We start from the raw sequence: 22,688 nt of genomic DNA on the forward strand, positions 1-22,688 counted from the left end.
GGCGTTGATGCACCTGACTTCCTCAAGTTGGTCCTCCGCGCGGAGGCGGCCGCTACGTCAAGGCCGGCCTGCATTGACGTAAGCACACAAGCCGCTTGGTCAGCTCCGCCCCTTCGGGGGCTGGCTCAACCGCCGCGCGGGCCTGGGGGCGTCCGGGCGGCGACGCAGCCTTGCCGCCATCGGCCGCCGCAACGTCGGTGTCGGGACAACGCCGGGACGGGCACCGTTTGTAGGGGGGTTGGACATTCCGCGTCCACGGCCGGCCCTCCCGTTGGGCGAGCGACTGCCGCATGCCTTGGCCCGGGGGCCAGAAAGCAGGAAGGGTTACCGAATCCTGTGTAGTGCTCCGGAGACTGGCGTGTCGATGGCCCATCAGTCCGTCCAATCGAAGGCGCTCAACCGATGGTGTCGTGGCCCGCGAATCGGGGAGCTGTTCTGCAGAGGTGGGATCTCTGCTTCCGGTAGACGGTGGGGCATGAGGTACGCAGGTGGGGGCGAGGACGAAGGTACGCCCGCGCCGCAAGAGGCTGTAGGTAGAGGCGGCCGGGGCTATTCACCGGCGCGGGGTCGGACGGCGCGGTACTTTACTCAGATCTTCTATCAAGGGAGTCTCCATGCGCTCGTTCTTACTTCGTGGGGCCATCGCCCTTTCCGTGATTCCCCTCGCAGCGTGCAGCGACGGCTCGGCCGCCAGCGGTCCGGATTCATCCGCGAGTGCGCCACCGGTCGCCAGCACACCTCCTTCTGTCAATGCCCCGACGCTTTCCGCGGATGACCAGGTCAAGCTCGTCGCGTGGTTCGAGCAGAGTCGTCACAAGCAGGGAATGGGTGTCCTTGACCGCGACCTCGGCAGGTTCAAGCAGAGCGTGGCCATTGACCCCGGCACGCCTGCAGACTTCAGGAATGTCCATTCAGCCTGCAGAGACCTTGACCATGATCTCAATATCATCAAGGACTTCGAGCCCATTCCCGATCCGCCCGCCCAGGTGCTGTGGTCCTCGGCGCTCATGAACCTGCGGCAGGGCGCGGCCGAGTGCATCACCGGTTCCACCGCCAACGATGCCGCTCAGGTCGCCAAGGCCAAGACCGCCCTCATGAAGGGTGACACCGACTACTCGGCTGTCGTAGCCAGACTGGGTGGGGCCCTCGGCGTTGCCCCCACCCCCACATCCAGCTGAAACCCCCTGGTGGATGCGGGGAGTTCCGGGTCGGCGACGTGCTGTCGGATTTCTTGTCCCTTCCTTCGCGGCAACCACGGTCAGGCGAGGCCTCACGCGGGATGAAGTGGTTGTGCGCTGGCCATGGTGGGAGATCTGCACCAACGGCCAGTTCGGGCACCTGAACGGGATCGTCGCGCTCGGTGCAGGCAGCGGCGGGCGCGTCTCGCCTGACGGAGAGGCCGAGCTGTTTCGCACCGACCCTCCGCCCGGATGGAGAGTCCGTCGACGCGGGCCCGGAGCAGCCCCTTGTCCCGCTCGCCCGAGCAGGGAGCCGTGCTCTGCCGAGGACGCGAAGGCAGCGGCTACGAGCAGAGCGAGGGCCCGCCGCCTTGGCCGGGGCCCACAGGGACCTCACCGGGGAAGGCCGTGCATCGCCGTCACGTGGCCGCCTCAAGCGCCAGACTTCTCAGCTACCGGCTGTGCAGGTCAGGCGAAGCACGAACGATGTCGTCCGTGCTGTTCCCCTTGCCCACCTCGGGAAGGAGCCGAGTACCGGCGTCACAGGGCAATCGGCCGGTACGCCAGGGCCTGGCCGACCACTTCCTCGGCCGACAACTCCCGTTCCGACGGCCAGAACACCAGATCGCTGACGAGACCGGACGGGCAGCCCAGAGCTCTGCCGAGCTGCTCCAGCAAGTCGTTCACCTCGTCCTCGGAGGCGTAGTCCGCCTCCATGATCCGCTGCACAAGCGCGATCGCCTCCGCCCGACTCACGGGCACGACTCGATCTTGCCGGAATGCGGACCACGAGCACCGACATCAGCCCTCTTCCGACTCGGACCACTGCTGTCTGCCGGATGGAGCACGCAATTCCTCGGGGCCGATGGCTCGACAACAGATCGTCTGCCAGGTCCAGCGCAGGTTCGCTCCTCGGAAGGGGCCCTCGGGGGATACGGCACCGTGATCACCGACGCCTCGGAATCCGAGCAGGTATGCAAGCTCAACGTACGATCGTCGACCTGCCCGAAGGCGACAGATCAACCATCACGGATCGTGCTCGCGCCGCCTGGTGGATCATGGAGATGGAGGAAGAGCTGGGCCCGCCCGCTGTATCGGGAGGCCGCTCGGGCCCGTGGATGCTGTGGCGGCGTCCCGGAACCGGGCTGCCCACTCTCCTCGTACACGCGCACGACAACGGCGAGATGAGCCTCGAACTCCTGCCTTCCGACGCGGACGCCGACGCCGTCGGACGGGCCCGCTCCCGGGCCGCTGGCACACCTCCCAGCCAGCCGGGGACCCATAGAAGCCACCGGCTACGTGCACCACACGGACGCGGCGAGCCCCGCCCGCCTGATGTGGAGCGGCTGGGACTTCTCCCGCACGATCTGGCAACGTCGCTTCCACACACCCTCGGCGATCGCGCACACGCTGCGACAGTCGCCCGCATGCTCATCAAAGAGCTGCGGCATCTGAGTGTGGACCTGGCCGACCTCTCCTACGACGGCACCATGAGCGGTCGCGGAAACGGCTTCCACCTCGCCCTGCCGGAACTGGGAATCCCCCGCGTCCGTCAATCCGCCGCCTGATCTGACGGTCCTCGCCAGCCGTACGACTACGCGGCGCCCGCTGCTGCCAGCGCCGCGACAGGCAGGAGCAGAATCCACTGCGGCAGGCGGAGCAGCGGTCTGGGCCAGCCGACCGACAGGGTGACAAGCAGGAAGGCTGCCGCGTACGCGATGAAGTGTGCGGCCACGAACCATGCCACCAGGCCGGTCCCCGATGTGCTGTCCGTCAGAGAGAGATGGAGCAGAGCGAGCCCGGAGAGCACCAGGTCGATGCTCACCATGTGCCACAGGGCGTGCAGGACATGCTTCGGTTCGTCCGCGAGACCGCAGGACAGCAGCGGGCGCACGACATCGCGGTGCCCGGCGACGATATGCACTGCGGCCACGCCGAGCGCGGTGATTCCTGCCGCGAGAAGCCAGCCGTTCATCGGACCTCAATTCCCTTGGCCACGACAGTGGCCAGCAGTGCGGCCAGCTGATGGTCAGGGTGCTCCCCAACCAGTCCTACGTGGAAGAAAACGGCTCCTGCCAGCGTGTCCAGAACCAGGTCCACCGGCGTTTCGACCGCGATCTCACCGCGCAGCACGGCGCGTTCGAAGACGACCAGCAGCCGTTCCTTCGACGGAGCCAGGAAGTCGCCGCGGATGCGCGCCTTCAGTTCCGGATCAGCGGCGAAGTCAGCGAGCAGCCCCGGGAGTGCCGCTGCGGCGGCAGGCGCGTGGAACTCGTTGATCAGGCCCTGCAGCAGTACGGTCAGATCTCCGGCCAGGGTTCCGGTGTCGGGGGCCGGAGCATCATCCGTGGTCGTGAAGACGGCCTCGAAGACCAGCTCCGCCTTGCCCGGCCACCGTCGGTAGATCGTGTCCTTGCCGACGCCTGCCCGCGCGGCCACTGCCCCGATCGATGTTGCGGCGTAGCCGACCTCCACCACCATCTCTGCCGTCGCGTCAATGATCGCCTCGTGCGATCGAGGATCCCTGGGGCGCCCCCTGGAGGGCGGAGAGGAGCTCATGGCATTTACTTTACGGGTCGACCCGTAAGGTAATCAAGAGAGCGGCCTCCTTTCAGACACACCGCAGCGAGCGGGCATCTCCGTGGTGTTCCGCTCCAGCGGGCAGAACCTCACCACTGCCGGCACCTACATCGAGATGATCTCCCGCCTCCTCGAACCCGCCCTCCTCGCCCTGGGCGTCCTCGCCATCCGTGGACGCATCGAACGCTGGCCCGCCGTACGCGCTTGCACCGCCAGTCGCGCTCCCGAGCTGCACAACAACCCCCGTCCCCCGTGAATGACGGCGCATTCCTGATCGCTTCAACGGGACTGACGAGGAAGGCGGTTGGGAATACTGAGCTGCATGCGGATCATGGACAGCGCTGAGCCTCTTCACCGCGAAGCACTGTGGCTGCGAGATCGCGGCACGGAGCCGTCGGTATACCGCGGCGCTCCCCGGTCTCGACGACGAAGAACTCCGCGCCGCCCGGAAGGCCGTGCTGCACGCCTGGATCCGTTACCGCTACCCGATCAGCCTTCAGTTCGTGACCAACTATGTCGCCATCGCCACCACCGCGATGGGGATGGCGGTGGCCTCTTCCGCGGCCGCGGTGTCGCCGTGTCTTTGCCATGGTCATCCCGTTGCTGCCCGGAGTGGACAGCGCCACCGGTGATGGCGTGCGCGTGCTCCTGCTCATGACAGCTGCGCCGGCTCTGACCCCGGCCAGTGATCTCGCTTCCAGCTCCGTCCGATCCGCGCTCGAACGATCACTCTTCGCCGAGAGCACCAACTGACGCCCGCAGTAAGGGATAGGTGCGCCTTTGGCGCACCGGTCCACAGCAGCCGTATCGCATCAGCCATCCGCGGAGCGGCTCGGGCTCCCGTGCGTTCGACCGTCCAACGAACGGCGGCCGACCCCGCTCCCCCGTCCGGGCACCGCATCATTCGGTCAAGACGCCTCACCAGGGCAATTCGCACATCCGAACTCGCTTATGGCGTAGGCCCGTTAGCCTGATCGGCGACCCTGCGGTCCGTCCCTCCGGGCCACTGGGGAGCGCCAATCACCATCCCAGCGAACGAAGGCACTCCCTTGCTCCTGAGACGAAGATCGACCTCCAAGATCGCCTTGGTCATCGCCGCGGTACTCGCCCCCACGCTCCTCGGCACCACAGCCATGGCCGCGCCCACGGCCGGCCCCGGTTCGTCGGTAGCCGCCCAGACCACCGCCGCCCCCTCCATGACCTGGCAGGCCTGCGGCGGCGACATCCCCCCGACCGTCGAGTGCGCCACCCTCAAGGTGCCCCTCGACCACCGCAGGCCGGACGGCAAGAAAATCGACGTTTCGCTGTCGCGGATCAAGGCCGCCGACCCGGGGAAGCGGCGCGGCGCCCCGCTCTTCAACCCGGGCGGCCCCAGCGGGTCCGGGCTCTTCTATCCCCTCGCGCTCAGCGGTCTTCTGCCGCAGTCCGTGAAGGACCGGTACGACCTGATCGGTTTCGATCCGCGCGGGGTCGGCGCCAGCAGCCCTCTCACCTGCGGCACGACCACCGCCGACGAACGGCTGACGTACCGGCCCTACAAGCGTGCGACGTTCGCCAAGGACGTCGCCTGGGCGCGCGACATCGCGGACCGGTGCCGGAACCGCAACAGGGAAACGCTCCGGCACGTCACCACCCGCAACACGGCACGCGACATGGACATCATGCGCGCGGCCCTCGGAGAACAGAGGATCTCGTACTTCGGACTGTCGCACGGGACCTATCTCGGTTCTGTCTACACCCAGTTGTTCCCGCAGCGGGTCGACCGGTTCGTCCGCCCGTCATGCGGCGCAGTACGGACTCGGTGACACGCCCGCCGAGGTCGAGAAGCTGTTCTGGGACATCGTCGCGCGCGCCGACCGGGAGCCGCTCGACCTAGGCGGGACCAGATTCGACGGTGCCGAGATCCGCGAGTACGTACGCTGGGAGATCACCCACCCGTCGGTCGCCGCCAGGACCCTGGGGCTGCTTCGGGACGCCGCCGCGGGCAAGCCCGCCCCGACCTTCCCGACCTTCGTGCCGACCGACAACGAGCTGGCGAGCTACCTCGCGATCGTGTGCGGTGACACCTGCTGGCCCACCGACCCGGCCGTCTATCGAGCCGACTCCCGGCGCGACAGCGTCCGCTACCCCCTCTACGGCGACTCCGTCTCGAACATCTTCCCGTGCGCCTACTGGGACCGCCCGATCGAAGCGGCCACCAAGGTCGACAACAAGGTCCCCGCGCTCATCGTCCAGAACGAATGGGACTCGCAGACCCCGCTGGCCACTGCCCTCGGCCTGCGGCGGGCACTGAAGGGCTCGCGGCTCGTCACCGTGGACGAGGGGCAGGGCCACGGCGTGTACTCGCTCGGCATCAGTGCCTGTGCGGACGACGTCACCACGACGTATCTGACCACCGGCCGGCTTCCGGCCCGGGACGTCACCTGCGCGGCCGACCCGCTCTCCACGGCAGACTCCCGTTCCATCTCGCCGAACCCGAACCCGAACCCTGTCCCAGCACCGGCCCGCTTCCCCTTCCCCGGCCGCTGATCCCCGGCAGACAAGTCACCCAGTAGAGAAGGCTGGTGAATATTTCGCTGTGCCGCGGTGCTGTCAGCCCTGCGCCGCGGCCGGCCCTCCCGCGGGAGGCCGAGAGGGGCGGAGTCGGGTCCTGTTCGGTGACCTCTGCCGCCTGGGTCACCCCGACAAGCGGACGATGACCGGGACCCGTCCCTGCGGGGCACCGCCCCGACCCCGGCCTGGGACCGGCGCCGTCCGAGACTGCCCCTTCGGCCTGGACGGCCCAGCCGGGTGGCCTACCGGTGGTCTACCGGTGGTCTAGGGCGCGGTGATCCGCTTGCAGGTCGAAGTACCTGCCCAGCCGGTGAACGGCTGTCGCAGATCACCGCGTACCGGACAGGCCGCAAGCCCGTCGGTCCATCGTGCAGTCATTCACACCTGCGGGGGGTGACCGCCGTCACCGTCAACTATGAGCCGATCGGTGCCAGGCTCCTCGGCGCCCTCCACCACCGTCACGTCGATCTGCCCATCACCGGTGGTGTCGAACTGGTAGAGATCCGCCTTGCCGTCGCCGGTCGTGTCGGTCATCCACACATCAGGCTTCCCATCGCCATTGGTGTCGGCGCTGAGGACGACATGATGCTCGTCCCCCTGGGTCGCGACTGCTTCTTCAGTACCCTCGTTGGTCTCCATGACCAGCCGGTTGCCCGCACGGGATGGTTCGAAACGGTGTCGCAGGGCCTCCACGAGGGGCGTGGGAGGGAAAGTCCTCGCCGTACCCTGCGGTCGGGCTGGACAGCCTGCCGCTGAAAGTCGGTCTGCCCCTGCCTCATCGCTGTCGTCAGCCCCGCGGCCTTCTCCTCAACCGACGTCCGGGCCCGAAACGCCCCCATGAGGCACTTCAACGCCAGGGTGCTGCCTTGGCATGAAAGGTCAGGCCCGGCCACGCCTGGACCGGGGTAGGTGAGTACACGATCCGGCCCGCACACAGACCCCGCTCGGCAAGCCCCTGAATGATCTTCGGGATGGCCGCGCGCGTCGTCTGCAGTCCGTCGTGGAGCAGGATGATGCCGCCCGGCTTGACGGTGAGCGCGTTCGCCACGATCGTCTCGGTGGGAATACCGCTCCAGTCGACGGTGTCGGCCGTCCAGATCACCTCGGTCATCCCCAACACGGCCGCATCCCGCCGGGTCCGTGCGTCGGTGCTCCCGAAGGGCGGCCGGAACAGAGTGGGAGCGCGCCCCGTCTGTGTTCGGATGACGCGGCTGGTGTCGCGCAGTTCAGCGAACGCGGTGGCCGCGTCGAGCTCCACGAGATTCGCGTGGGTGTAGGAGTGGTTCCCGATCTGGTGGCCCTCGGCGACGATCCGCCGTGTCCCGTCGCGGTGCCCTTCGGCCAGCGTGCCGGTCACGAAGAACGTCGCCCTCACGCGTCCGGCATCCCGCAGCGCCTTCAGGTACTTGGCGGTGACGTCCGTCGGACCGTCGTCGAAGGTGATGGCCACGTAGCCCCCGGAACAACGTCTCGCGGAGCCGGCCTCCTGCGCGACCGCCGGTGGTAACGCGAACGACGTCATCAGCATCGCCACGGCCGCGCCGAGCCATATGCGCGTTCTGCCTCGCCTGCTCATTCCGGGATCCTCTCGAGTGACGAACTGGTGAACCAGAGAGGCACCGGAGCGGCAGCGGAGCACCGGCTCGCTGACCGATATCCGCCCTGGGTACGGCTGCAGTGGGACGTCGTACGCACGTTGCGCAGGACTGTCCTGTCCCACGGAAGGACTCGGCAAACGCGGGCAGGCGAAGTGCGGGTTCCCGACAGGACCCAGCAGGTCGAGGACGGGACCGGCGGCGTTTCCGGCAGTGCCTCCGCGTAGCGGCAGTGCCCGGTCCCCGATCCGGGGACCGGTCCCTACGCGCTCCAGGTGTGTGCGCGGATACGTCAGATCTGAACGACGGCCTCGACGCGCATCCAGCCCCGGCCGTCGGCTGCCGCGTCGGTGGCGACCAGCACATAGCCGTACTCGTTGTAGCCGGCGCCCTCACAGGTCGAGGCGCCGACTATGTCACCCGCGTGCTTGGTCTTGACGACGACGCTGTTCGGGTTCGGGTTCTCGTACACACCGGCGGTCGGTCACAGCACCTTGTACTGGCACCCGAAGGGGGCGGAAGCGCCGGCAGCCGAACCGACGGCGAGCACCCCGGAGCAACCGAGCACGGCGGCCAGGACGGTGGTGGTGAGACGAGTCATGCGCATGAGAAGTGACGTCCTTCAGGAATCGGCGATCTGTCAGGGCACAGAATGGCAGGCGGTGTCGTGGGATCGCCGTGTGCTCTCAAGATCTTCACCGCCCCGGGCGATCTCGCGCCGCAGAACGGATCATGGGCGTCCGCCAGGCTCTTGACGAGTCGGAGGGGACGTCTGCTGCCGCCGTACGACGCTACAGCCCGGTTGCGGACACGAACGGGACGCGACGCCGACCACCCCGGATACGAGGGTCGGCGCCGCCGCACACGGTGTTACGGGTTCACACAGCTGATGGAGCCGACCGGCAGATCATTGCCGGCCGACGTGGCCGTGAAGCCGAACGTCACGCTGCCGTCCGGCGGGATGGTGCGGTTGTGATCGACGTGCCTGACCGTGACCGTGCCGTCGGAGCCGGTGCTGTGGATGCCGTTCCAGAGCTGGCTGATCGCGGTGCCGGCGCCTGGCTGCCAACGTACGGCCCAGTTGTCGCGGGCGGTGGTGCTGTGGTTCATCACCTCGACGGAGCCCTGGAAGCCGCCGTTCCAGGAGTTGGTCACCGTGTAGAGGGCCATGCACCCACTGTGCGGATCGGTGGGAGTCGGCGTGGGGGTCGGTGTGGGGGTCGGAGTGCTGCCGGAGCCACGTATGCCGGTCACCTCGCCGTTGCCGCCGTCGAAGACGATGTCGGAGCAGGAGAAGAAGTTCTCCTGACTGTCCGACCGCACCCACTGGATGAACATCAGGGCGTCACCGGAACGGCCCGAAGGCAACGCCAGATCCCAGTAGTAGTGGCCGGATTCGCTGCCCACCGAGCCGGACTGCGGGGGGTTGGTGACGGTCTGGATGAGCTCGATGTCATCCCAACCCAGCGGCTCCGTGGGCGCGTAGCCGGGCTTGGACATGTACACCCGGAAGTCGCCGGGGTGAGCGGCCCAGTTGCTGTGCTTGATCCTGATCGTCGATCCGGAGGTGAGATGTGTCCGGGGCCAGTCGGCGCGGGGCGCATTGTAGCCGGTGAAGTTGTACGGGGAGCGGTCGCCGGCGCTGCAGAGCTTGCCGTCCGGAACGTATCCCGGCCCGCGGCCAGCCGCGTTGGAATCGAGCACGGCGAACCAGTTGTAGAGCGCGTTCGAGCCGCTCTCCGCGAGCGCCGCCTTGCACGCGGCGTTCGTCGGGTCGAGCGCGCCCGTGCTGGTCCTGGCGTCCAGATAGCAGAGGTAGGTCCGCGACCCGGGTGTCATCGTCACCCCGTGCGCCTGTGCGCTGTTCTGGCCGATGAGGGCGAGACCGAGCCCGCTGAGCAAAGTGGCCAGCACCGCCAGTAAGGACAGCAGTCGTTTCTTACCCGGAGTCATGGTGTCTCTCCTTTGTCGGAGGTCGGGCCTGTCTCTCAACAGGCCGACGGGTACGGCTTGGGGGCACTGCCGGAGGCACCGAGCCACCGGCCCAGGCGGCCCGGATACCGGAGCCTGCGGCTGCGACGCGCCGGGTGCCGACCGAGTCACTGGCTCGTGGGCCCCGGCAGACCGGACGTCGGTGAGTGGGAGCGCTCCCATCCGTGCGGTTGCTGGCGACTGTAGAGTCAGGGCATGGCCATGACAAGTCCTTCTGCGAGTATTCGGAAGGGGACGCACGGGTGTGGTCGTGCGTCCCGGTCGTCCACGCCTTCCTCAGTTCCGCATGCCGCTGCACTCCGTGCGAGCGACGCTCCGGCGGTGTGATCAGGCGCCCACCCTGCCGGAGCGCCCCCTCAGACGGCGGTCGTGCGGTCCGGGTCGTCCAGGGGGGTGTTGACGCGCAGCCAGCGATAGCCGTACGGCTCCAGCTCGGTGCGGACGAGACCGCCGGCGGCGGACTTCACGGTGTCGCCGGTGAAGATGTCGGTGAGCAGGCGCCCGCCTTTCAGGCCGGGGACGCTCGTGGTCGCGGTGACCTCGCGGCCGGAGAAGTTGTGCAGCGCCAGCACCGCCCCTTCCGGAAGCGAGCTGATGTGGGCCAGCACGCCCGGATCGTCCGCGTCGAGCACCTCGTACGCCCCCCAGGCCAGTTCGGGTGTCTCGCGATACCGCTCGATCAGTGTCCGCATGCGCCGGAGCAGGGAATCCGGGTCGTGTGCCTGGTCGTGCACGTTGACCTGCCTCGGGCCGAACGCGCCCTGCACGACCGGGTTGGGCAGAGCGTCCGCGTCGGCGGTGGAGAAGCCGCCCCCCTTGTCAGGGGTCCACTGCATCGGGGTTCGTACGGCCTGCCGGCCCTCGGCGGTGAGGTTCTCCCCCATCCCGATCTCCTCGCCGTAGAAGAGCACGGGAGTGCCGGGCAGGGCGAAGAGCAGACTGTAGGCCAGCTCGACCCGGCGCCGGTCGCCCTCCACCATCGGCGGCAGCCTGCGGCGCAGGCCACGGCCGTAGAGCTGCATGTCCTCGTCGGGGCCGAATGCTGCGAACACCTCGGCGCGCTCGTCGTCGTCGAGTTTGTCGAGGGTCAGCTCGTCGTGGTTGCGGACGAAGGTCGCCCAGTGCGCGTCGCGGGGTGCGCCGGGGCGCTCGCGCAGGGCGGCGGCCAGCGGCCCTGCCTCACCTCGCGCCATCGACAGGTACATCCGCTGCATGCCGATGAAGTCGAAGCACATGGTGAGCTCGTCGCCCCGGCCGGACTCCGGTTCGCCGAAGAACCTGGCCGTGTCGGGGTAGGGCAGGTTGACCTCGCCCAGCAGGACGGCTTCACCGTTGCGGCGCCCGAGGAATGCCCGCAGGTCGGCCAGGTACTCGTGCGGGTCGGGCAGTTGGTCCGCGTCCTCCTGGCCGTCGGTCTCCAGCAGGAAGGGAACCGCGTCGACACGGAAGCCGGACAGCCCCAGCTGCGTCCAGAAACCCATGATGCGGGCTATCTCGTCGCGTACCGCGGGGTTGGCGACATTGAGGTCGGGCTGCTCCTTGAAGAAGCGGTGCAGGTAGTACTGGCCGGTGGTCTCGTCCAGCTGCCACACACTGCGCTCGGCGTCGGGGAAGACCACGCCCTCAGGGCCGTCGTCGGGCGGTGTGTCGCACCAGACGTACCAGTCGCGGTGGGCGGACGTGCGGCTGGAACGGGCGTCCTGGAACCACGGGTGGTGGTCGGAGGTGTGGTTGACCACCAGGTCGGCGATGACCCGGATACCCCGGTCGCGGGCGGTCCGTACGAACTCGGTGAAGTCGCCGAGCGTGCCCAGCCGCGGATCGACGGCGTAGAAGTCGGTGATGTCGTAGCCGTCGTCGCGCTCCCGGGTCGGATAGAACGGCATCAGCCACACACAGGTGACGCCCAGGCGCACCAAGTGGTCGATCCGCTGGGTCAGACCGGCGAAATCGCCGGTCCCGTCGCCGTCACCGTCCTGGTACGTCTCGACGTCCAGGCAGTACACGACGGCGTTCTTCCACCACAGGTCGGAGGTCCGGGTCAGCCTCATCGGGCACTCTCCGCGCGGTAGGGCTCGGGTTGGGTCACGTCGAGCTGCGGCAGCACCTCGGTGCCGAACGCGTCGATGAAGGCGCTCTGTTCCCGGCCGACGTGGTGGAGCATGACCGCGTCGAAGCCGAGGTCGGCGTACTCCTGGAGCCAGGCCGCATGCCGCCCGAGGTCCGCGGAGATGTTGACGGACTCGGCGACCCGCTCGGGCGTGACGTGCTCACTGACGCTGTCGAACAGCTCCGCCGAGTCCAGGTCCCAGCTCACCGGTGGGCCATGGACGTTGGTGCGCCACTGGTCGTGGGCGAGGGCACGTGCGGTCTCCGGGTCGGGGTCCCAGCTGAGGTGGACCTGGATGTGCAGGGGGCCGGCGCCACCGGCGGTGCGGTACGCGTCCACGATCCGGCGCAGCTTCTCGTGCGGCGCGTTGACGGTGATCAGGCCGTCGGCCCACTCCGCGCACCAGCGGGCGGTGGCCTCGCTGCACGCGGCGCCCACCAGCGGCGGAACGGTCCCGGGGCGGGTCCACAGCCGGGCCCGGTCCACGACCACCAGCCCGTCGTGGCTCACCTCCTCGCCGTTCAGCAGCGCCCGGATGATGTCGACACACTCGCGCAGCCGCGCGTTGCGGACGTCCTTGCGCGGCCAGCGCGCGCCGGTGATGTGCTCGTTGGACGCCTCCCCGCTGCCCAGTGCCGCCCAGAAGCGGCCGGGATACATGGCGGCGAGGCTGCCGATGGCCTGGGCGATGATCGCCGGGTGGTAGCGCTGGCCCGGCGCGTTGACGACTCCGAATGGGACATGGTCGGTGGCCTGGAGCGCGGCGCCGAGCCAGGACCACGCGAAGCCCGACTCGCCCTGCCGGACACTCCAGGGTGAGAAGTGGTCGGAGCACATCACGGCGGTGAAGCCGGCGCTCTCGGCGCGGACGGCCGCGGCCAGCAGGTCGGCGGGAGGCACCTGTTCGTGCGAGGCGTGGAATCCGTAGACGGTCATGGGGTGCGGGTACCCGTCGCCGCCGGGTTCATCGGCCGGGGGTCACACCGTCCGCCGGTGCACCCTCGCCTCCCAGGGTGCGAGCACCAGCCGGCCGGGGGCCGCGGAAGCGGAGGGGCCGTTGCCCAGGACGAGTTCGGCGCCCTCCCAGCCGTCGGGCATGTCCACGGCGACCGTCTCGCCGGTGAAGTTTCCGGCGGCGAGCAGTTCCGTCGATCCGTGGCGGCGGGTGAAAGCGTAGATCCGCTCGTCGTCCGGCAGGAGCATGGTGAAGTCCCCGTGCACGACGGCTGGTTCGTCGTGCCGCAGCGCGATCAGCCGCCGGTAGTGGTGGTAGACGGAGCCGGGATCCGCGCGGGCGGCGGTGGCGTTGACCTCGGTGTGGTCGGGGTTGACCGGCAGCCAGGGCGTACCCGTGGTGAAGCCGGCCTGCGGCGAGGCGTCCCACTGCATGGGGGTACGGGCGTTGTCCCGGCCCATGGCCCGAAGGCCGGGCAGGATGTCCTCGGGCCTCGTTCCGGCGCGCAGCTCCTGCGCGTAGTGGTTCAGGGACTCGATGTCGCGGAAGTCCTCGATGGTACGCAGGGGTGCGTTGGCCATGCCCAGCTCTTCGCCCTGGTAGATGTACGGCGTGCCGCGGTGCAGGTGGAGGATGGTGGCGAGCATGGTCGCGGACCGGGTCCGGTGGCGAGGTCCGTCGTCGCCGAACCGGGAGACCACGCGAGGCTGGTCGTGGTTGTTCCAGTACAGGCTGTTCCACCCGACGTCGGCGAGGCCCGTCTGCCAGCGGCCCAAGGACGCCTTGAGGTCGGTCAACCGCAGCGGTCGTGGATCGAACTTGCCGTGGCCGTGGTCGAGTCCGACGTGCTCGAACTGGAACACCATGTCCAGTTCGGCGCGTCGCGGGTCGGTGAACAGCCTGGCCTGTTCGACGGTCACCCCGGGCATCTCTCCGACGGTGAGCAGCCGGCCTGGATACCGGGCGATCACCTCCCGGTGGATTTCCCGGAGGTAGTCGTGGATGCGCGGGCCGCAGACGTAGTGGGGTGAGCCGTCACCGTACGGGCCGTCGCCGTGCGGCACACCGTCGGGCAGCTCCGGATTCTTGGAGATGAGATTGATGACGTCCATCCGGAAGCCGTCGACGCCGCGCTCCAGCCACCAGCGCATCATGGCGTACACGGCTTGCCGCAGGTCGGGGTTGTCCCAGTTGAGGTCCGGTTGCTTCGGCGAGAAGAGGTGCAGGTAGTACGCGTCGGTCGTGGCGTCGTGCGCCCAGGCCGAGCCGGAGAAGAACGAGCCCCAGTTGTTGGGTTCGCCGCCGTCGCGCGCCGGGCGCCACCAGTACCAGTCGCGTTTCGGGCTGTCCGGATCGCGTGATTCCTGGAACCAGGGGTGCTCGTCGGAGGTGTGATTGACGACCAGGTCCATGACCAGTTTCATCCCGCGCTCGTGCACGGCGGCCAGCAGCCGGTCGAAGGCCGCCAGATCGCCGAAGACGGGATCGACGTCCTGGTAGTCGCTGATGTCGTAGCCGTTGTCGTCCTGCGGCGACGGATAGATGGGAGACAGCCACAGCACGTCGACGCCCAGCTCCGCGATGTGGTCCAGCCGACCGGTGAGGCCCTCCAGGTCGCCGACGCCGTCACCGTTCGCATCGGCGAAACTGCGGGGATAGACCTGATAGACGACCGCGGATTTCCACCAGGGGCCGCCGCCTTGCGCCTCGGTGCCGTCCACCATAGGAGGTCTCCCTCTCGCCTCGGACATCATGGGACGTCGATTCCCTTCCCCGGGCACGGCGGTTGTACCGGACGGCCGAGCAGGAGAATGTCCGGTGCGGAACGTGACGCGCGTGCCTGACCCCGTCCAGCCCCGGACCACGGCACTGACGGGCTCGTTTCGGCTGTCAGCCCGACAGACGTGCCAAGGCCTCGGGGACCTCTGTCACCGAGTCGACCAACGCGATGCGGGTCTCCATCGGGCGCTCCTGCGCCAGCGCCTTGAGCAGGGGCCATGCCGGCAGTCGCTCCGTCCAGTGCGTCCGGTCGACCAGGACCATGGGCGTCGGTTCGCCTCGGGACTCGTAGTAGTTCGGAGTGGCGTTGTCGAAGACTTCCTGGACGGTGCCAGCGGCGCCCGGCAGGAAGATGACGCCGGCGTTGCAGCGAGCCAGCAGGCCGTCCTCCCGTGTCGCGTTGGCGAAGTACTTCGCGATGTGGGCGGCGAAGGCGTTCGGCGGTTCGTGGCCGTAGAACCAGGTGGGGATACCCACCGAGGCGTCGCCTCCGGGCCAGCGGTCCCGTACCTCCAGCGCGGCACGCACCCAATCGGATACCGACGGGCTGAACGACGGAGTCTTCGCGAGGAGTTCGAGGGCCTCGTCGAGCATCTCGTCGCGATGTGGCGCGGCGTAGGCGCCGAGGTTGGCGGCCTCCATGGCGCCGGGGCCTCCCCCGGTCGCGACGGTCAGCCCCGTGCGAGCCAGTTCGCGGCCCAGGCGCGCGGCTCCGGCGTACGCGTCGGTGTCCCGTGCCATGGCATGGCCGCCCATCACGCCGACGACCCGTGCGTCGACGAGGAGTTCGTCCAGGGCATCCGAGATCGCGTCGTCGTGGATCGAGCGCAGCATCGAGGCGAGTATGTCCCCGTCGGCCTTGGTCCGCTGGAACCACTCGTAGGCGTGCGCGTCCGGCGTCGTCTCGTATCCGCCGACGTCCAGCCCCGCGAAGAGCTGGTCGGGCGAGTACAGCAGGCCTCGATAGGGGTCGAAGGGGAGGTGGGGTGCGGGAGGGAAGACCAGGGCACCGTCCGCCTGTATCTTCGCCCGGGCTTCCGCCGCCATCGGGCAGCCGAGGAACACGGACCTGGAAGTGTCGGTGGACAGCAGGACGGCTGTACGTTCCGTCAGATCGACCGACTGAATCCTGAAGCCGCTCAGCGTCCCGCTCAGAATCACGTGATCGAACTCGTCCAGACTCTCGATCTCCCGGTCCGAGCGGTCCCGGCCGCCGAAGGTCGTCCGGCCGCCGTGCGGTGCGGCCCGTCGTACCGTCTGATCGTCGTGTCCCTCGCCGTACATCATGCGGACACGATAGGGCCCTGGCCTGCCGCGTGGCCGACCACCTCGCGAGCGGCTCCGCGGCCATCACCTCGTTCCCCTGAGCGGGCCGCTTCATCCCCGGGGGCCGGCCGACTCGACCGGCTCCGCGGCCGTGCGGTCGGGCGTCCCCCAGCGCACGGAGTTAGTTCCCCCGGATGGTCAGCGACACCAGCGCCGCGACCGCACAGGCTGCGCCGAGCACGAGCCAGACCGGGTCGTAGGTGCCGAAGGCGTCGCGGGCGATACCGCCGAGAAAGGCGGCCAGGGCCGCGCCCACCTGATGGGCCGCGTCGACCCAGCCGAAGACGATGGCGCTGTCGTCGCCGTAGAACGTACGGCACAGCGCGATCACCGGCGGGACGGTGGCCAGATCGAGAAGGCCGAAGGCGACCACGAAGATCATCATCGCCGGATTGACCTTAGCGGCCATCATCAGCGGGAGCAGCACGAGCAGCACCCCGCGCAGGGCGAAGAAGACGGCGAGAAGCCGGCGGGCGTCCTTGCGGTCGGTGAGCCATCCGGAGGCGATCGTGCCGGCGACGTTGAAGACGCCGATGGGAGCCAGCAGCGTCGAAGCGGTGGTCACGGTCATGCCGCGGTCGTGGGCGGCCGGGGTGAAGTGCGTCCACCCGATGGAGCTGGGCATCGTCCACCGGCTGTTCGGCACGGCGCTCGACGACGACGGCAGGCCGCTGTACTCGGTGGTGACCTGCGCGGCGGAAGCAGGTGAGCTGACCACGGACGCCGACTTCACGGTGAACATCGCCCACGGCCCGGAGGCTCTGGAGAGCGCCGACACCGTACTCGTACCGGCGGCGGTGGAGGACTACGGGCCCCAGCGGCGCGACCAAGTGCCGAACCGGTGCGCCGGGCGCTCGCCCACGTCCCGGCGGACGCCCGGGTGGCCTCGATCTGCACGGGCACGTTCGTTCTGGCGGCCATCGGGCTGCTGAAGGGGCGGCGGGCGACCACCCACGGGAAGTCGTGCGACGAGCTGCGCCGGCTGTACCCGGAAGTCGATGTGGACCCGGACGTGCTCTACACCGACGACCGGAACGTGCTCACCTCGGCGGGGGTCGCCGCAGGAATCGACCTCTGCCTGCACATGATCCGCAGCGACCACGGCAGCGAGGTGGCCAACACCGTCGCCCGGCGCACCGTCGTTCCCCCGCACCGGGACGGTGGACAGGCCCAGTACATCGAGCAGCCCGTCCCCGAAGGGGGAGCCAACCACGACGGCCGCCGCCCGGACCTTCACCCTGCGCCACCTGGGCGAGCTGCTGACGCTGGAAGACCTGGCCCGGGAGGCGTCGGTGAGCGTACGGACCCTGAGCCGCCGCTTCCTCCAGGAAACCGGGCAGACGCCGATGCGCTGGCTGGCGGCCCAGCGGCTGCACCACGCGCGCCGGCTCCTGGAGCGGACCGACGAGCAGGTGGACCGCATCGCCGCCGAAGCCGGCTTCGGCACCGGGACGGCCATGCGCCAGCACTTCCGGGAGGCCCTGGGGGTGTCGCCGCGCGCGTACCGCACCACCTTCCGCGGGACGGAGTGACGCGGGAGGTGGTGCGGTGGGGTGCGGTGGGGTCAATGCGGTACGCGCGGAGGCGTGGTGCGGTGCGCGGGGCTCCGGTGTCCAAGGGCCCCGCGCGCCCGGGGAGTGTCAGTCCGCCCGTGGGGCGAGCGGCCCGGTGCGGTACAGCACCTCGTCGTGGTGTTCCCCGGGGAAGATGTCGCCGGGGAACAGCACCCGGGTGTCGACCTCGGCCGCGTACCGCTTCGCGACCTTCTTCAGGACCATGATGATGGCCTCGTTGTCGGCGGACACGGTGGCCTCGATGAAGGCGGCCCCCCGCTCCACCGCCCGGTCGGCGGCCCGCTCGAAGAGCTGGACACCGAGCATCGGAATGCCGTGCCGGGGCCTGACCGCCTCCTGCGTACGGCGGCGGAGCTCGGGCCCTCGCCGGTGGCGGCGATCACCTTGCGGGCCTTCAGTTCCACGAACCGGCGCAGCTTGCTGGAGCGGACGTGCCGCGCCGTGGCCTCCACGTAGTCGCCGGGGTGGACCGGCGCGGTGAAGCGGATGCAGGCGTACTCGCTGAGCAGCCCTTCGTCTCCGTCGCTCCGGATGGTGATCTCGGTGACGAGGTCGCCGAACAGTCGCAGAATGCGGGCTCCGTCGACGAGCTGGCCACCGTAGTGCGCGTCCTCATGGCCGATCCTGACGCGCAGACTGACGGTCAGCGGTTCCTGATCCGTGGTGGGCGTCATACGGCCCTCCTTTCCTCACATGTCCCGGCGGCCGTCCCGCATCCGGTGCGCTCCGGTGCGTCACGTGAGCCGAGGGGGATGGTGAGCGCCACGGCCGCGACCGCGTCGCCCTTGTGCGTGATCGAGACGAGGACCGACACCCCGGGGGCGGCGGCCGCCGCCGATCCGTGCAGTTCGACGCTCGGTGCGCCGTCGGGGGTTCGGCCGACGAGGATGTCGTACGGGGCGATGCCCTGGAACAGGCCCCGTCCGAGCGCCTTGAGCACTGCCTCCTTGGCGGCGAACCGCCCGGCGAGATACTCCTGGCGGCGTCTCCCGGTCAGCTCCCGGGCCCGCTCGATCTCCTCGGACGCGTAGCAGTACCGCAGGAACCAGCGGCGGGTGAACAGCCGGTCGAGTTGCGTACGTTCGAGCAGGTCCAGGCCCACGCCCATCGGGCACGGCGACCCGGTCACATGCGGCGACCGGGTCGAATTCGATCAGGTGCTGGCGCGCGATCAGGTCTTCGGGAGTGTCCCGCTCGCGTACGAGTCGGGCTCGGCCTTCGTGGACGAGGATCTCGGCCGGATAGCCGTGGCTCAGGAAGAGGCCGGGCGAGGCGGTGGGCCCGTAGGCACCTGACCGCTCGACGCCGAGGAGGTCGCCCGGCGCGACCTCGGGCAACGAAGCCCGTTTCACCAAGGTGTCGTTGGAGGTGCACAACGGGCCGGTGACCGTGTACGAGCGGTCCGCCCGGGCTTGTGGACGTCCGAGATGGCGCTCGTAGACTCGCCCGCATGACCTCGCAGCAGATAGCTCCGGCCCTCGTTCCCGCGTTCGCGCCCAGTGGCACGCTGCGCGCGTCGATCAACCTCGGCAATCCGATCCTGGCCGACCGGGCCCCGGCGGGCGGCGACCCTGTCGGTGTGTCGATCGACCTCGCGTACGAGTTCGCCCGGCGGCTCGGGGTGCCCGTCGAGCTCGTGGTCTTCGAGAAGGCGGCCGCCTCGGTGGACGCGGTGAGGGCGGAGAAGGCGGACATCGGCTTCTTCGCCGTCGACCCGGCGCGGAGCGAAGGGCTGCTGTTCACCGCTCCCTATGTGCTGATCGAGGGCAGTTACCTCGTGCCCGAGTCGTCCGCGCTGGCCGAGAACGGGCAGGTGGACCGTGAGGGGACCCGTATCTCGGTCGGTTCGGGCAGCGCCTACGACCTTTTCCTCACCCGCGCGATCCAGCACGCCGGAATCGTCCGGCTGCAGGGCGCCCCCGCCGCGCTCGCGGCGCTGCGGGTGGGAGAGGTGGAAGTGGCCGCCGGGATCCGCCAGTTGCTGGAGGGCGAGGCCGGGCGTGCGCCCGGTGTACGGGTGCTGCCGGGGCGCTTCATGGTGATCCAGCAGGCCATGGGCATCCCCGCCGCCCGCGGTGCGGCGGCCCAGGAGGTGCTGGCGTCCTTCGTGGAGGAGATGAAGGCGAGCGGGTTCGTCGCGGACGCGCTGGAGCGGCACCGGATCGAGGGTGCGCTCGTGGCACCGGCCGCTCAGCCCTCCTCCTCCTGACCTCCGCCGGTCAGTTCCTCCTCCGGCCGCCGGTCAGCTCGCCTTCCGGCTTCCGCCGGTCAGGTCCCCTCCTGGCCCTCCAGCTCCTCGCCGAGCAGGCGCCGGGCCTTCTCCCGCAGGCGCTGCCGGTGCTCGGGGTCGGTGGCCCGGTCGGCGGCGCGGCCCAGCTCCTCGGCACGTTCACGGGTGCGGCGGCTTCGCTCCAGGGGGGTGTCGGGCAGGTTCATGGGAACGTCCTTCGTCGTGGTTCCTCCGTCGGCAACAGCTGTGGCGTGCGCGACCGGAGCCCCAGCGTCACCGGAGACCGGCCGGATCGCATCTCGTGCGGTCACGTACGGTGACACCCGCCGCTCAGCCCGGTTGGCCGCGCAGCGCTGTGGAGTTGCTCCGCCAGGTGGCGAGGAGGCGGGCGGCGAGGCGGTCCTCCAGCAGCCCGGTGGCCCCGATACCGAAGGCGATGTCGGACTCCAGGTGCGGTTCGTCGGCGAGCAGCCCGCCGATGACGTCCCGGCGTACCACCTGTTCGTGCACCGCGTCGGCTTCCACGTGCTCGTCGTAGAACCGTTGGGCGGCCTGTCCCGCCCCGACGCGCTTCAGTGCCGAGGCGAGCCGGCGCGAACCCGGTGACGAGGTGACCTCGACCGCGGCGAAGTGGCCGACGAGCGCGCCCCTGAGGGAGCGGTGCAGCCCGAACAGGGACATCAGGTTGACGGTGGCGAGTACGTCGGCGGGCGCGGCGTCGAGGTAGTGCCCGTACGCCGTCTCCAGGGACAGATCCGTCATCAGGTCCGCGTACAGGCGGGCGTGGATGTCCGCTTCCCGCCCGGCGCCGAACTCGTCGAACTCCACCGCCACCATCGCGGCCTTGGCCCGTCCGTACAGCCGGGGGATCACCCAGGCGTGCGGATCGGCTTCCTTGAGGTGGTAGAGCGAGCGCAGGGCGGCGTACTCGCGCAGGTGCCACAGCTCGCCGTGGTCCTGCAGGAAGTGGCTGACGCTGTGGCCGTCGTCGCCGATGGGCTCGACCAGCAGGCCGCTCATGGCGCCCTCCACGTCCCCGTCCGTACCCGCGCCCGCGCGGAGGGCGGCGAGGAAGGGTTCTTCGAGGGAGCGGCGCAGTGCGAGCAGGCCGGGGCTCCACTCGTGCTCGTCGTCCACACCCTCGAAGCCCTGGTAGTGCAGTTCGTACAGGACGTAGAGGGCGAGCTGGAGGTCGTCGCCGAAGGGGTCCGCGTCACCGACCGCGGGGGCCCGGTGGTCCGCGCCGGTGCGCAGGGCGGCGATGACCGCGCCCGACAGCGGTCCGCGCGGGGCGGGCAGCGGGGGGCTCCGGCGCCTCGGCTCACGGTAGGCGGGCATCAGGCGGCTCCGTCGGTGTTGTTGTCCGTCGTCCCGGGCTCGTCCGTCTTCTTCCCGGACTCGTCGCCGGCCGCCGGCTCCGGCTTCACGCGGCGGCGGTGGCTGGTGTCGCACCATGGGTACGTGCGGGTTCTGCGGCAGGTGCAGATGGCGGCGGTGAAGCGGCGCGAGGTGTACAGGGTGCCGTCGTCGCCGACCACCTCGACGGGCCCCTCCACCAGGAGCGGCCCCTCGGCCCCGAGGGTGACGCGGGCGGGTCGGTCAGGGCTGCTCGGCACGGATGACCACCAGATTCTCCTCGTCGGCGTGCTCGCCCAGGAGCCCCCGGCCCCGCAGCCACGGGAGCCGGGAGAGCAGGACGGGCCCGAACGGCACGCTTGCCGTGTCGCTCACCTCGGCCCGCAGCCCGCCACGGGACAGGCGCCGCAGGGTCGTCTCCGTACCGGTGAGGTCGGAGTGGACCATGAGCAGGACGCCTCCCCCGCGCAGGAGGTACGGGGCCGCGTCGCAGATGCGGTCCACCACCGCCCGCCCGTCGTGCCCCGCGTCCCAGGCGCGGGCGCTCCCGCGCCTGGGTGGCGGGCCCAGCGGCGAGGGGACGTAGGGCGGGTTGCTGAGCACCAGGTCGTACGTCTGGCCGGGCACCGGGTCCGCCAGGTCACCCCGGTGGACGGTCACCCGCTGCCGGGCGAGCAGCGCGTTCAGGCGGGCGGTGAGCACGGCCCGGCGGCCGACGTCGACAGCGGTCACGTGCGCTCCCCGGCGTGCGGCCGCCACCGCGAGGAGGCCGCTGCCGGTCCCGAGGTCGATCACTTCGGAGCCGGGGCGGACGGTCTCGCGGGCCAGGGCCCTCAGCAGGAGGTGCGTATCGTGCTGAGGTGCGTAGACCCCGGGCAGGGTGCGCACGCCCAGCCGCTGGGAAGCGGTCGTCGTGGGAACGGCAGCGGTCACAGGGGCCTCCTGCACGCGGCGGGCGCGTGGATCGTGGGTCGTGCCACCCATCAAGGCTCCGCTCGTTCGGCCGGGGGCGCCATTCGTGAGTTCGCACAGCGTGACCGGTCGTCCGGTCCGCACGTCGCGCAGGTCGCGTGCGTCAGCGCCTGCGCGACGAACCGGTGCGCAGGCCGGAGCCGACCCCTGCCACGTGCAGGGCGAGCAGCGCGAGGCCGATGAGCATGACGTTCGTCGAAGCGAACACGTCGTTCGTCGAGATGTCCGCCGCGTTGATCAGGAAGGCGATGAAGAACAGGACTGCCGCCGCTATACCGAGCATGGGGTGATTTCCTTCCGAGTGTGTGAGTGAAGTGACAGCCGTGTGCCCGTGAATCGCGGAGTTAGACAGGCGGCCGACGCGTTTCGGGGGCGTGAGCGCGTCGGGGCAGTGCCCCGTTCGCCATCCCGCGCGCCCTGCCGGGGGCCATGGGCCGCAGCCAGGATGAGCCGACCGCACAAGATCCCGGCGAATCCGCGCACCTGCC

General features: G+C 69.7%; 25 protein-coding genes and 4 pseudogenes. 8 read left to right on the plus strand and 21 right to left on the minus strand.

Annotation, left to right across the window (positions count from 1 at the left end):
• The first annotated feature begins 614 nt into the window (after positions 1-614).
• Positions 615-1,178, plus strand: a complete 564-nt coding sequence (locus ACK8N7_RS01625; protein WP_500440483.1) for a hypothetical protein — start codon at positions 615-617, stop codon at positions 1,176-1,178.
• Between the two features lie 540 nt (positions 1,179-1,718).
• Here ACK8N7_RS01625 and ACK8N7_RS01630 read toward each other — a convergent pair.
• Positions 1,719-1,940 carry a bacteriocin immunity protein gene (locus ACK8N7_RS01630; protein WP_403217819.1) on the minus strand — a complete coding sequence of 74 codons (222 nt, stop codon included), beginning with the start codon at positions 1,938-1,940 and terminating at the stop codon, positions 1,719-1,721.
• A gap of 665 nt (positions 1,941-2,605) precedes the next feature.
• Between ACK8N7_RS01630 and ACK8N7_RS01635 the strand changes: the two genes are divergently transcribed.
• A complete protein-coding gene (locus ACK8N7_RS01635) occupies positions 2,606-2,746 on the plus strand; it encodes a hypothetical protein (protein ID WP_403217821.1) in 141 nt (46 codons plus the stop codon).
• A gap of 26 nt (positions 2,747-2,772) precedes the next feature.
• Here the strand turns inward: ACK8N7_RS01635 and ACK8N7_RS01640 are convergent, their stop codons facing one another.
• Together ACK8N7_RS01640 and ACK8N7_RS01645 are read right to left on the minus strand one after the other, a co-directional pair.
• Positions 2,773-3,153, minus strand: a complete 381-nt coding sequence (locus ACK8N7_RS01640; protein ID WP_500440485.1) for a hypothetical protein — start codon at positions 3,151-3,153, stop codon at positions 2,773-2,775.
• Complete coding sequence (locus ACK8N7_RS01645) at positions 3,150-3,737, minus strand: TetR/AcrR family transcriptional regulator (RefSeq protein WP_403217823.1); 588 nt, start codon at positions 3,735-3,737, stop codon at positions 3,150-3,152. The genes ACK8N7_RS01640 and ACK8N7_RS01645 overlap by 4 nt, the downstream gene beginning before the upstream one ends.
• Before the next feature lie 82 nt (positions 3,738-3,819).
• On the opposite strand from ACK8N7_RS01645, the gene ACK8N7_RS01650 reads away from it, so the two are divergent.
• Together ACK8N7_RS01650 and ACK8N7_RS01655 are read left to right on the plus strand one after the other, a co-directional pair.
• Positions 3,820-4,014: a hypothetical protein gene (locus ACK8N7_RS01650; RefSeq protein WP_500440487.1), complete on the plus strand. Its 195-nt coding sequence runs from the start codon at positions 3,820-3,822 to the stop codon at positions 4,012-4,014.
• Positions 4,015-4,807: 793 nt separating this feature from the next.
• A pseudogene (locus ACK8N7_RS01655) lies at positions 4,808-6,287 on the plus strand (alpha/beta hydrolase).
• A gap of 402 nt (positions 6,288-6,689) precedes the next feature.
• Here the strand turns inward: ACK8N7_RS01655 and ACK8N7_RS01660 are convergent.
• From ACK8N7_RS01660 to ACK8N7_RS01705, 10 genes and pseudogenes are all read right to left on the minus strand, one after another.
• Complete coding sequence (locus ACK8N7_RS01660) at positions 6,690-6,950, minus strand: hypothetical protein (protein ID WP_355085915.1); 261 nt, start codon at positions 6,948-6,950, stop codon at positions 6,690-6,692.
• 208 nt (positions 6,951-7,158) lie between these two features.
• A complete protein-coding gene (locus ACK8N7_RS01665) occupies positions 7,159-7,839 on the minus strand; it encodes a polysaccharide deacetylase family protein (protein ID WP_500445648.1) in 681 nt (226 codons plus the stop codon).
• A gap of 359 nt (positions 7,840-8,198) precedes the next feature.
• Complete coding sequence (locus tag ACK8N7_RS01670) at positions 8,199-8,378, minus strand: hypothetical protein (RefSeq protein WP_500440489.1); 180 nt, start codon at positions 8,376-8,378, stop codon at positions 8,199-8,201.
• Between the two features lie 12 nt (positions 8,379-8,390).
• Positions 8,391-8,513 (minus strand): hypothetical protein, encoded by a 123-nt coding sequence (locus ACK8N7_RS01675; RefSeq protein ID WP_500440491.1) that lies wholly within the window; start codon positions 8,511-8,513, stop codon positions 8,391-8,393.
• A gap of 263 nt (positions 8,514-8,776) precedes the next feature.
• Positions 8,777-9,859, minus strand: a complete 1,083-nt coding sequence (locus tag ACK8N7_RS01680; protein WP_500440493.1) for a lytic polysaccharide monooxygenase — start codon at positions 9,857-9,859, stop codon at positions 8,777-8,779.
• A 395-nt stretch (positions 9,860-10,254) separates the two neighbouring features.
• The gene (locus ACK8N7_RS01685; protein ID WP_500440495.1) at positions 10,255-11,949 is read right to left on the minus strand and encodes an alpha-amylase family protein; all 1,695 of its coding nucleotides are present in this window, start codon (positions 11,947-11,949) and stop codon (positions 10,255-10,257) included.
• Entirely contained in the window at positions 11,946-12,944 is a 999-nt protein-coding gene (locus tag ACK8N7_RS01690; protein WP_500440497.1) for a TIGR03885 family FMN-dependent LLM class oxidoreductase, read from the minus strand. Before ACK8N7_RS01690 ends, ACK8N7_RS01685 begins: the two co-directional genes overlap by 4 nt.
• Before the next feature lie 42 nt (positions 12,945-12,986).
• Positions 12,987-14,687 carry a glycoside hydrolase family 13 protein gene (locus ACK8N7_RS01695; protein ID WP_403217833.1) on the minus strand — a complete coding sequence of 567 codons (1,701 nt, stop codon included), beginning with the start codon at positions 14,685-14,687 and terminating at the stop codon, positions 12,987-12,989.
• A gap of 166 nt (positions 14,688-14,853) precedes the next feature.
• Positions 14,854-16,029, minus strand: coding sequence for an LOG family protein (locus tag ACK8N7_RS01700; protein ID WP_500440499.1), 1,176 nt, complete (start codon positions 16,027-16,029; stop codon positions 14,854-14,856).
• 160 nt (positions 16,030-16,189) lie between these two features.
• A pseudogene (locus ACK8N7_RS01705) lies at positions 16,190-16,675 on the minus strand (MFS transporter); the annotation flags it as partial.
• On the opposite strand from ACK8N7_RS01705, the gene ACK8N7_RS01710 reads away from it, so the two are divergent.
• The 3 genes and pseudogenes from ACK8N7_RS01710 to ACK8N7_RS01720 all read left to right on the plus strand — a co-directional run bounded on the left by ACK8N7_RS01710 (position 16,638) and on the right by ACK8N7_RS01720 (position 17,600).
• A complete protein-coding gene (locus ACK8N7_RS01710; RefSeq protein WP_500445951.1) occupies positions 16,638-17,000 on the plus strand; it encodes a type 1 glutamine amidotransferase family protein in 363 nt (120 codons plus the stop codon). The pseudogene ACK8N7_RS01705 and the gene ACK8N7_RS01710 sit on opposite strands and share 38 nt — an antisense overlap.
• Positions 16,949-17,098, plus strand: a pseudogene (locus ACK8N7_RS01715) (DJ-1/PfpI family protein); the annotation flags it as partial. The gene ACK8N7_RS01710 and the pseudogene ACK8N7_RS01715, both read left to right, overlap by 52 nt.
• 130 nt (positions 17,099-17,228) lie before the next feature.
• Positions 17,229-17,600: a helix-turn-helix domain-containing protein gene (locus ACK8N7_RS01720; protein WP_500440501.1), complete on the plus strand. Its 372-nt coding sequence runs from the start codon at positions 17,229-17,231 to the stop codon at positions 17,598-17,600.
• 108 nt (positions 17,601-17,708) lie between these two features.
• Here the strand turns inward: ACK8N7_RS01720 and ACK8N7_RS01725 are convergent, their stop codons facing one another.
• The 3 genes and pseudogenes from ACK8N7_RS01725 to ACK8N7_RS01735 all read right to left on the minus strand — a co-directional run.
• Complete coding sequence (locus ACK8N7_RS01725; RefSeq protein ID WP_500440503.1) at positions 17,709-17,948, minus strand: GNAT family protein; 240 nt, start codon at positions 17,946-17,948, stop codon at positions 17,709-17,711.
• 364 nt (positions 17,949-18,312) lie between these two features.
• Positions 18,313-18,771 (minus strand): holo-ACP synthase, encoded by a 459-nt coding sequence (locus ACK8N7_RS01730; RefSeq protein ID WP_500440505.1) that lies wholly within the window; start codon positions 18,769-18,771, stop codon positions 18,313-18,315.
• 16 nt (positions 18,772-18,787) lie between these two features.
• Positions 18,788-19,075: pseudogene (locus ACK8N7_RS01735) on the minus strand (diaminopimelate decarboxylase); the annotation flags it as partial.
• Between the two features lie 17 nt (positions 19,076-19,092).
• Between ACK8N7_RS01735 and ACK8N7_RS01740 the strand changes: the two are divergent.
• Complete coding sequence (locus tag ACK8N7_RS01740; RefSeq protein WP_500440507.1) at positions 19,093-19,851, plus strand: transporter substrate-binding domain-containing protein; 759 nt, start codon at positions 19,093-19,095, stop codon at positions 19,849-19,851.
• A 59-nt stretch (positions 19,852-19,910) separates the two neighbouring features.
• Here the strand turns inward: ACK8N7_RS01740 and ACK8N7_RS01745 are convergent, their stop codons facing one another.
• The 5 genes from ACK8N7_RS01745 to ACK8N7_RS01765 all read right to left on the minus strand — a co-directional run bounded on the left by ACK8N7_RS01745 (position 19,911) and on the right by ACK8N7_RS01765 (position 22,483).
• Positions 19,911-20,078, minus strand: coding sequence for a DUF6381 family protein (locus tag ACK8N7_RS01745; protein WP_403217839.1), 168 nt, complete (start codon positions 20,076-20,078; stop codon positions 19,911-19,913).
• 124 nt (positions 20,079-20,202) lie between these two features.
• Positions 20,203-21,210 (minus strand): iron-containing redox enzyme family protein, encoded by a 1,008-nt coding sequence (locus ACK8N7_RS01750; protein ID WP_403217840.1) that lies wholly within the window; start codon positions 21,208-21,210, stop codon positions 20,203-20,205.
• Entirely contained in the window at positions 21,210-21,488 is a 279-nt protein-coding gene (locus ACK8N7_RS01755) for a CDGSH iron-sulfur domain-containing protein (RefSeq protein ID WP_403217841.1), read from the minus strand. Before ACK8N7_RS01755 ends, ACK8N7_RS01750 begins: the two co-directional genes overlap by 1 nt.
• Positions 21,472-22,161 carry a HemK2/MTQ2 family protein methyltransferase gene (locus ACK8N7_RS01760; protein WP_403217842.1) on the minus strand — a complete coding sequence of 230 codons (690 nt, stop codon included), beginning with the start codon at positions 22,159-22,161 and terminating at the stop codon, positions 21,472-21,474. The genes ACK8N7_RS01755 and ACK8N7_RS01760 overlap by 17 nt, the downstream gene beginning before the upstream one ends.
• Before the next feature lie 142 nt (positions 22,162-22,303).
• Positions 22,304-22,483 carry a hypothetical protein gene (locus ACK8N7_RS01765; RefSeq protein ID WP_119827943.1) on the minus strand — a complete coding sequence of 60 codons (180 nt, stop codon included), beginning with the start codon at positions 22,481-22,483 and terminating at the stop codon, positions 22,304-22,306.
• Positions 22,484-22,688: the final 205 nt, after the last annotated feature.

The sequence above is a fragment of the Streptomyces griseobrunneus genome (genome assembly GCF_046713465.1).
Lineage (GTDB): Bacteria > Actinomycetota > Actinomycetes > Streptomycetales > Streptomycetaceae > Streptomyces > Streptomyces microflavus.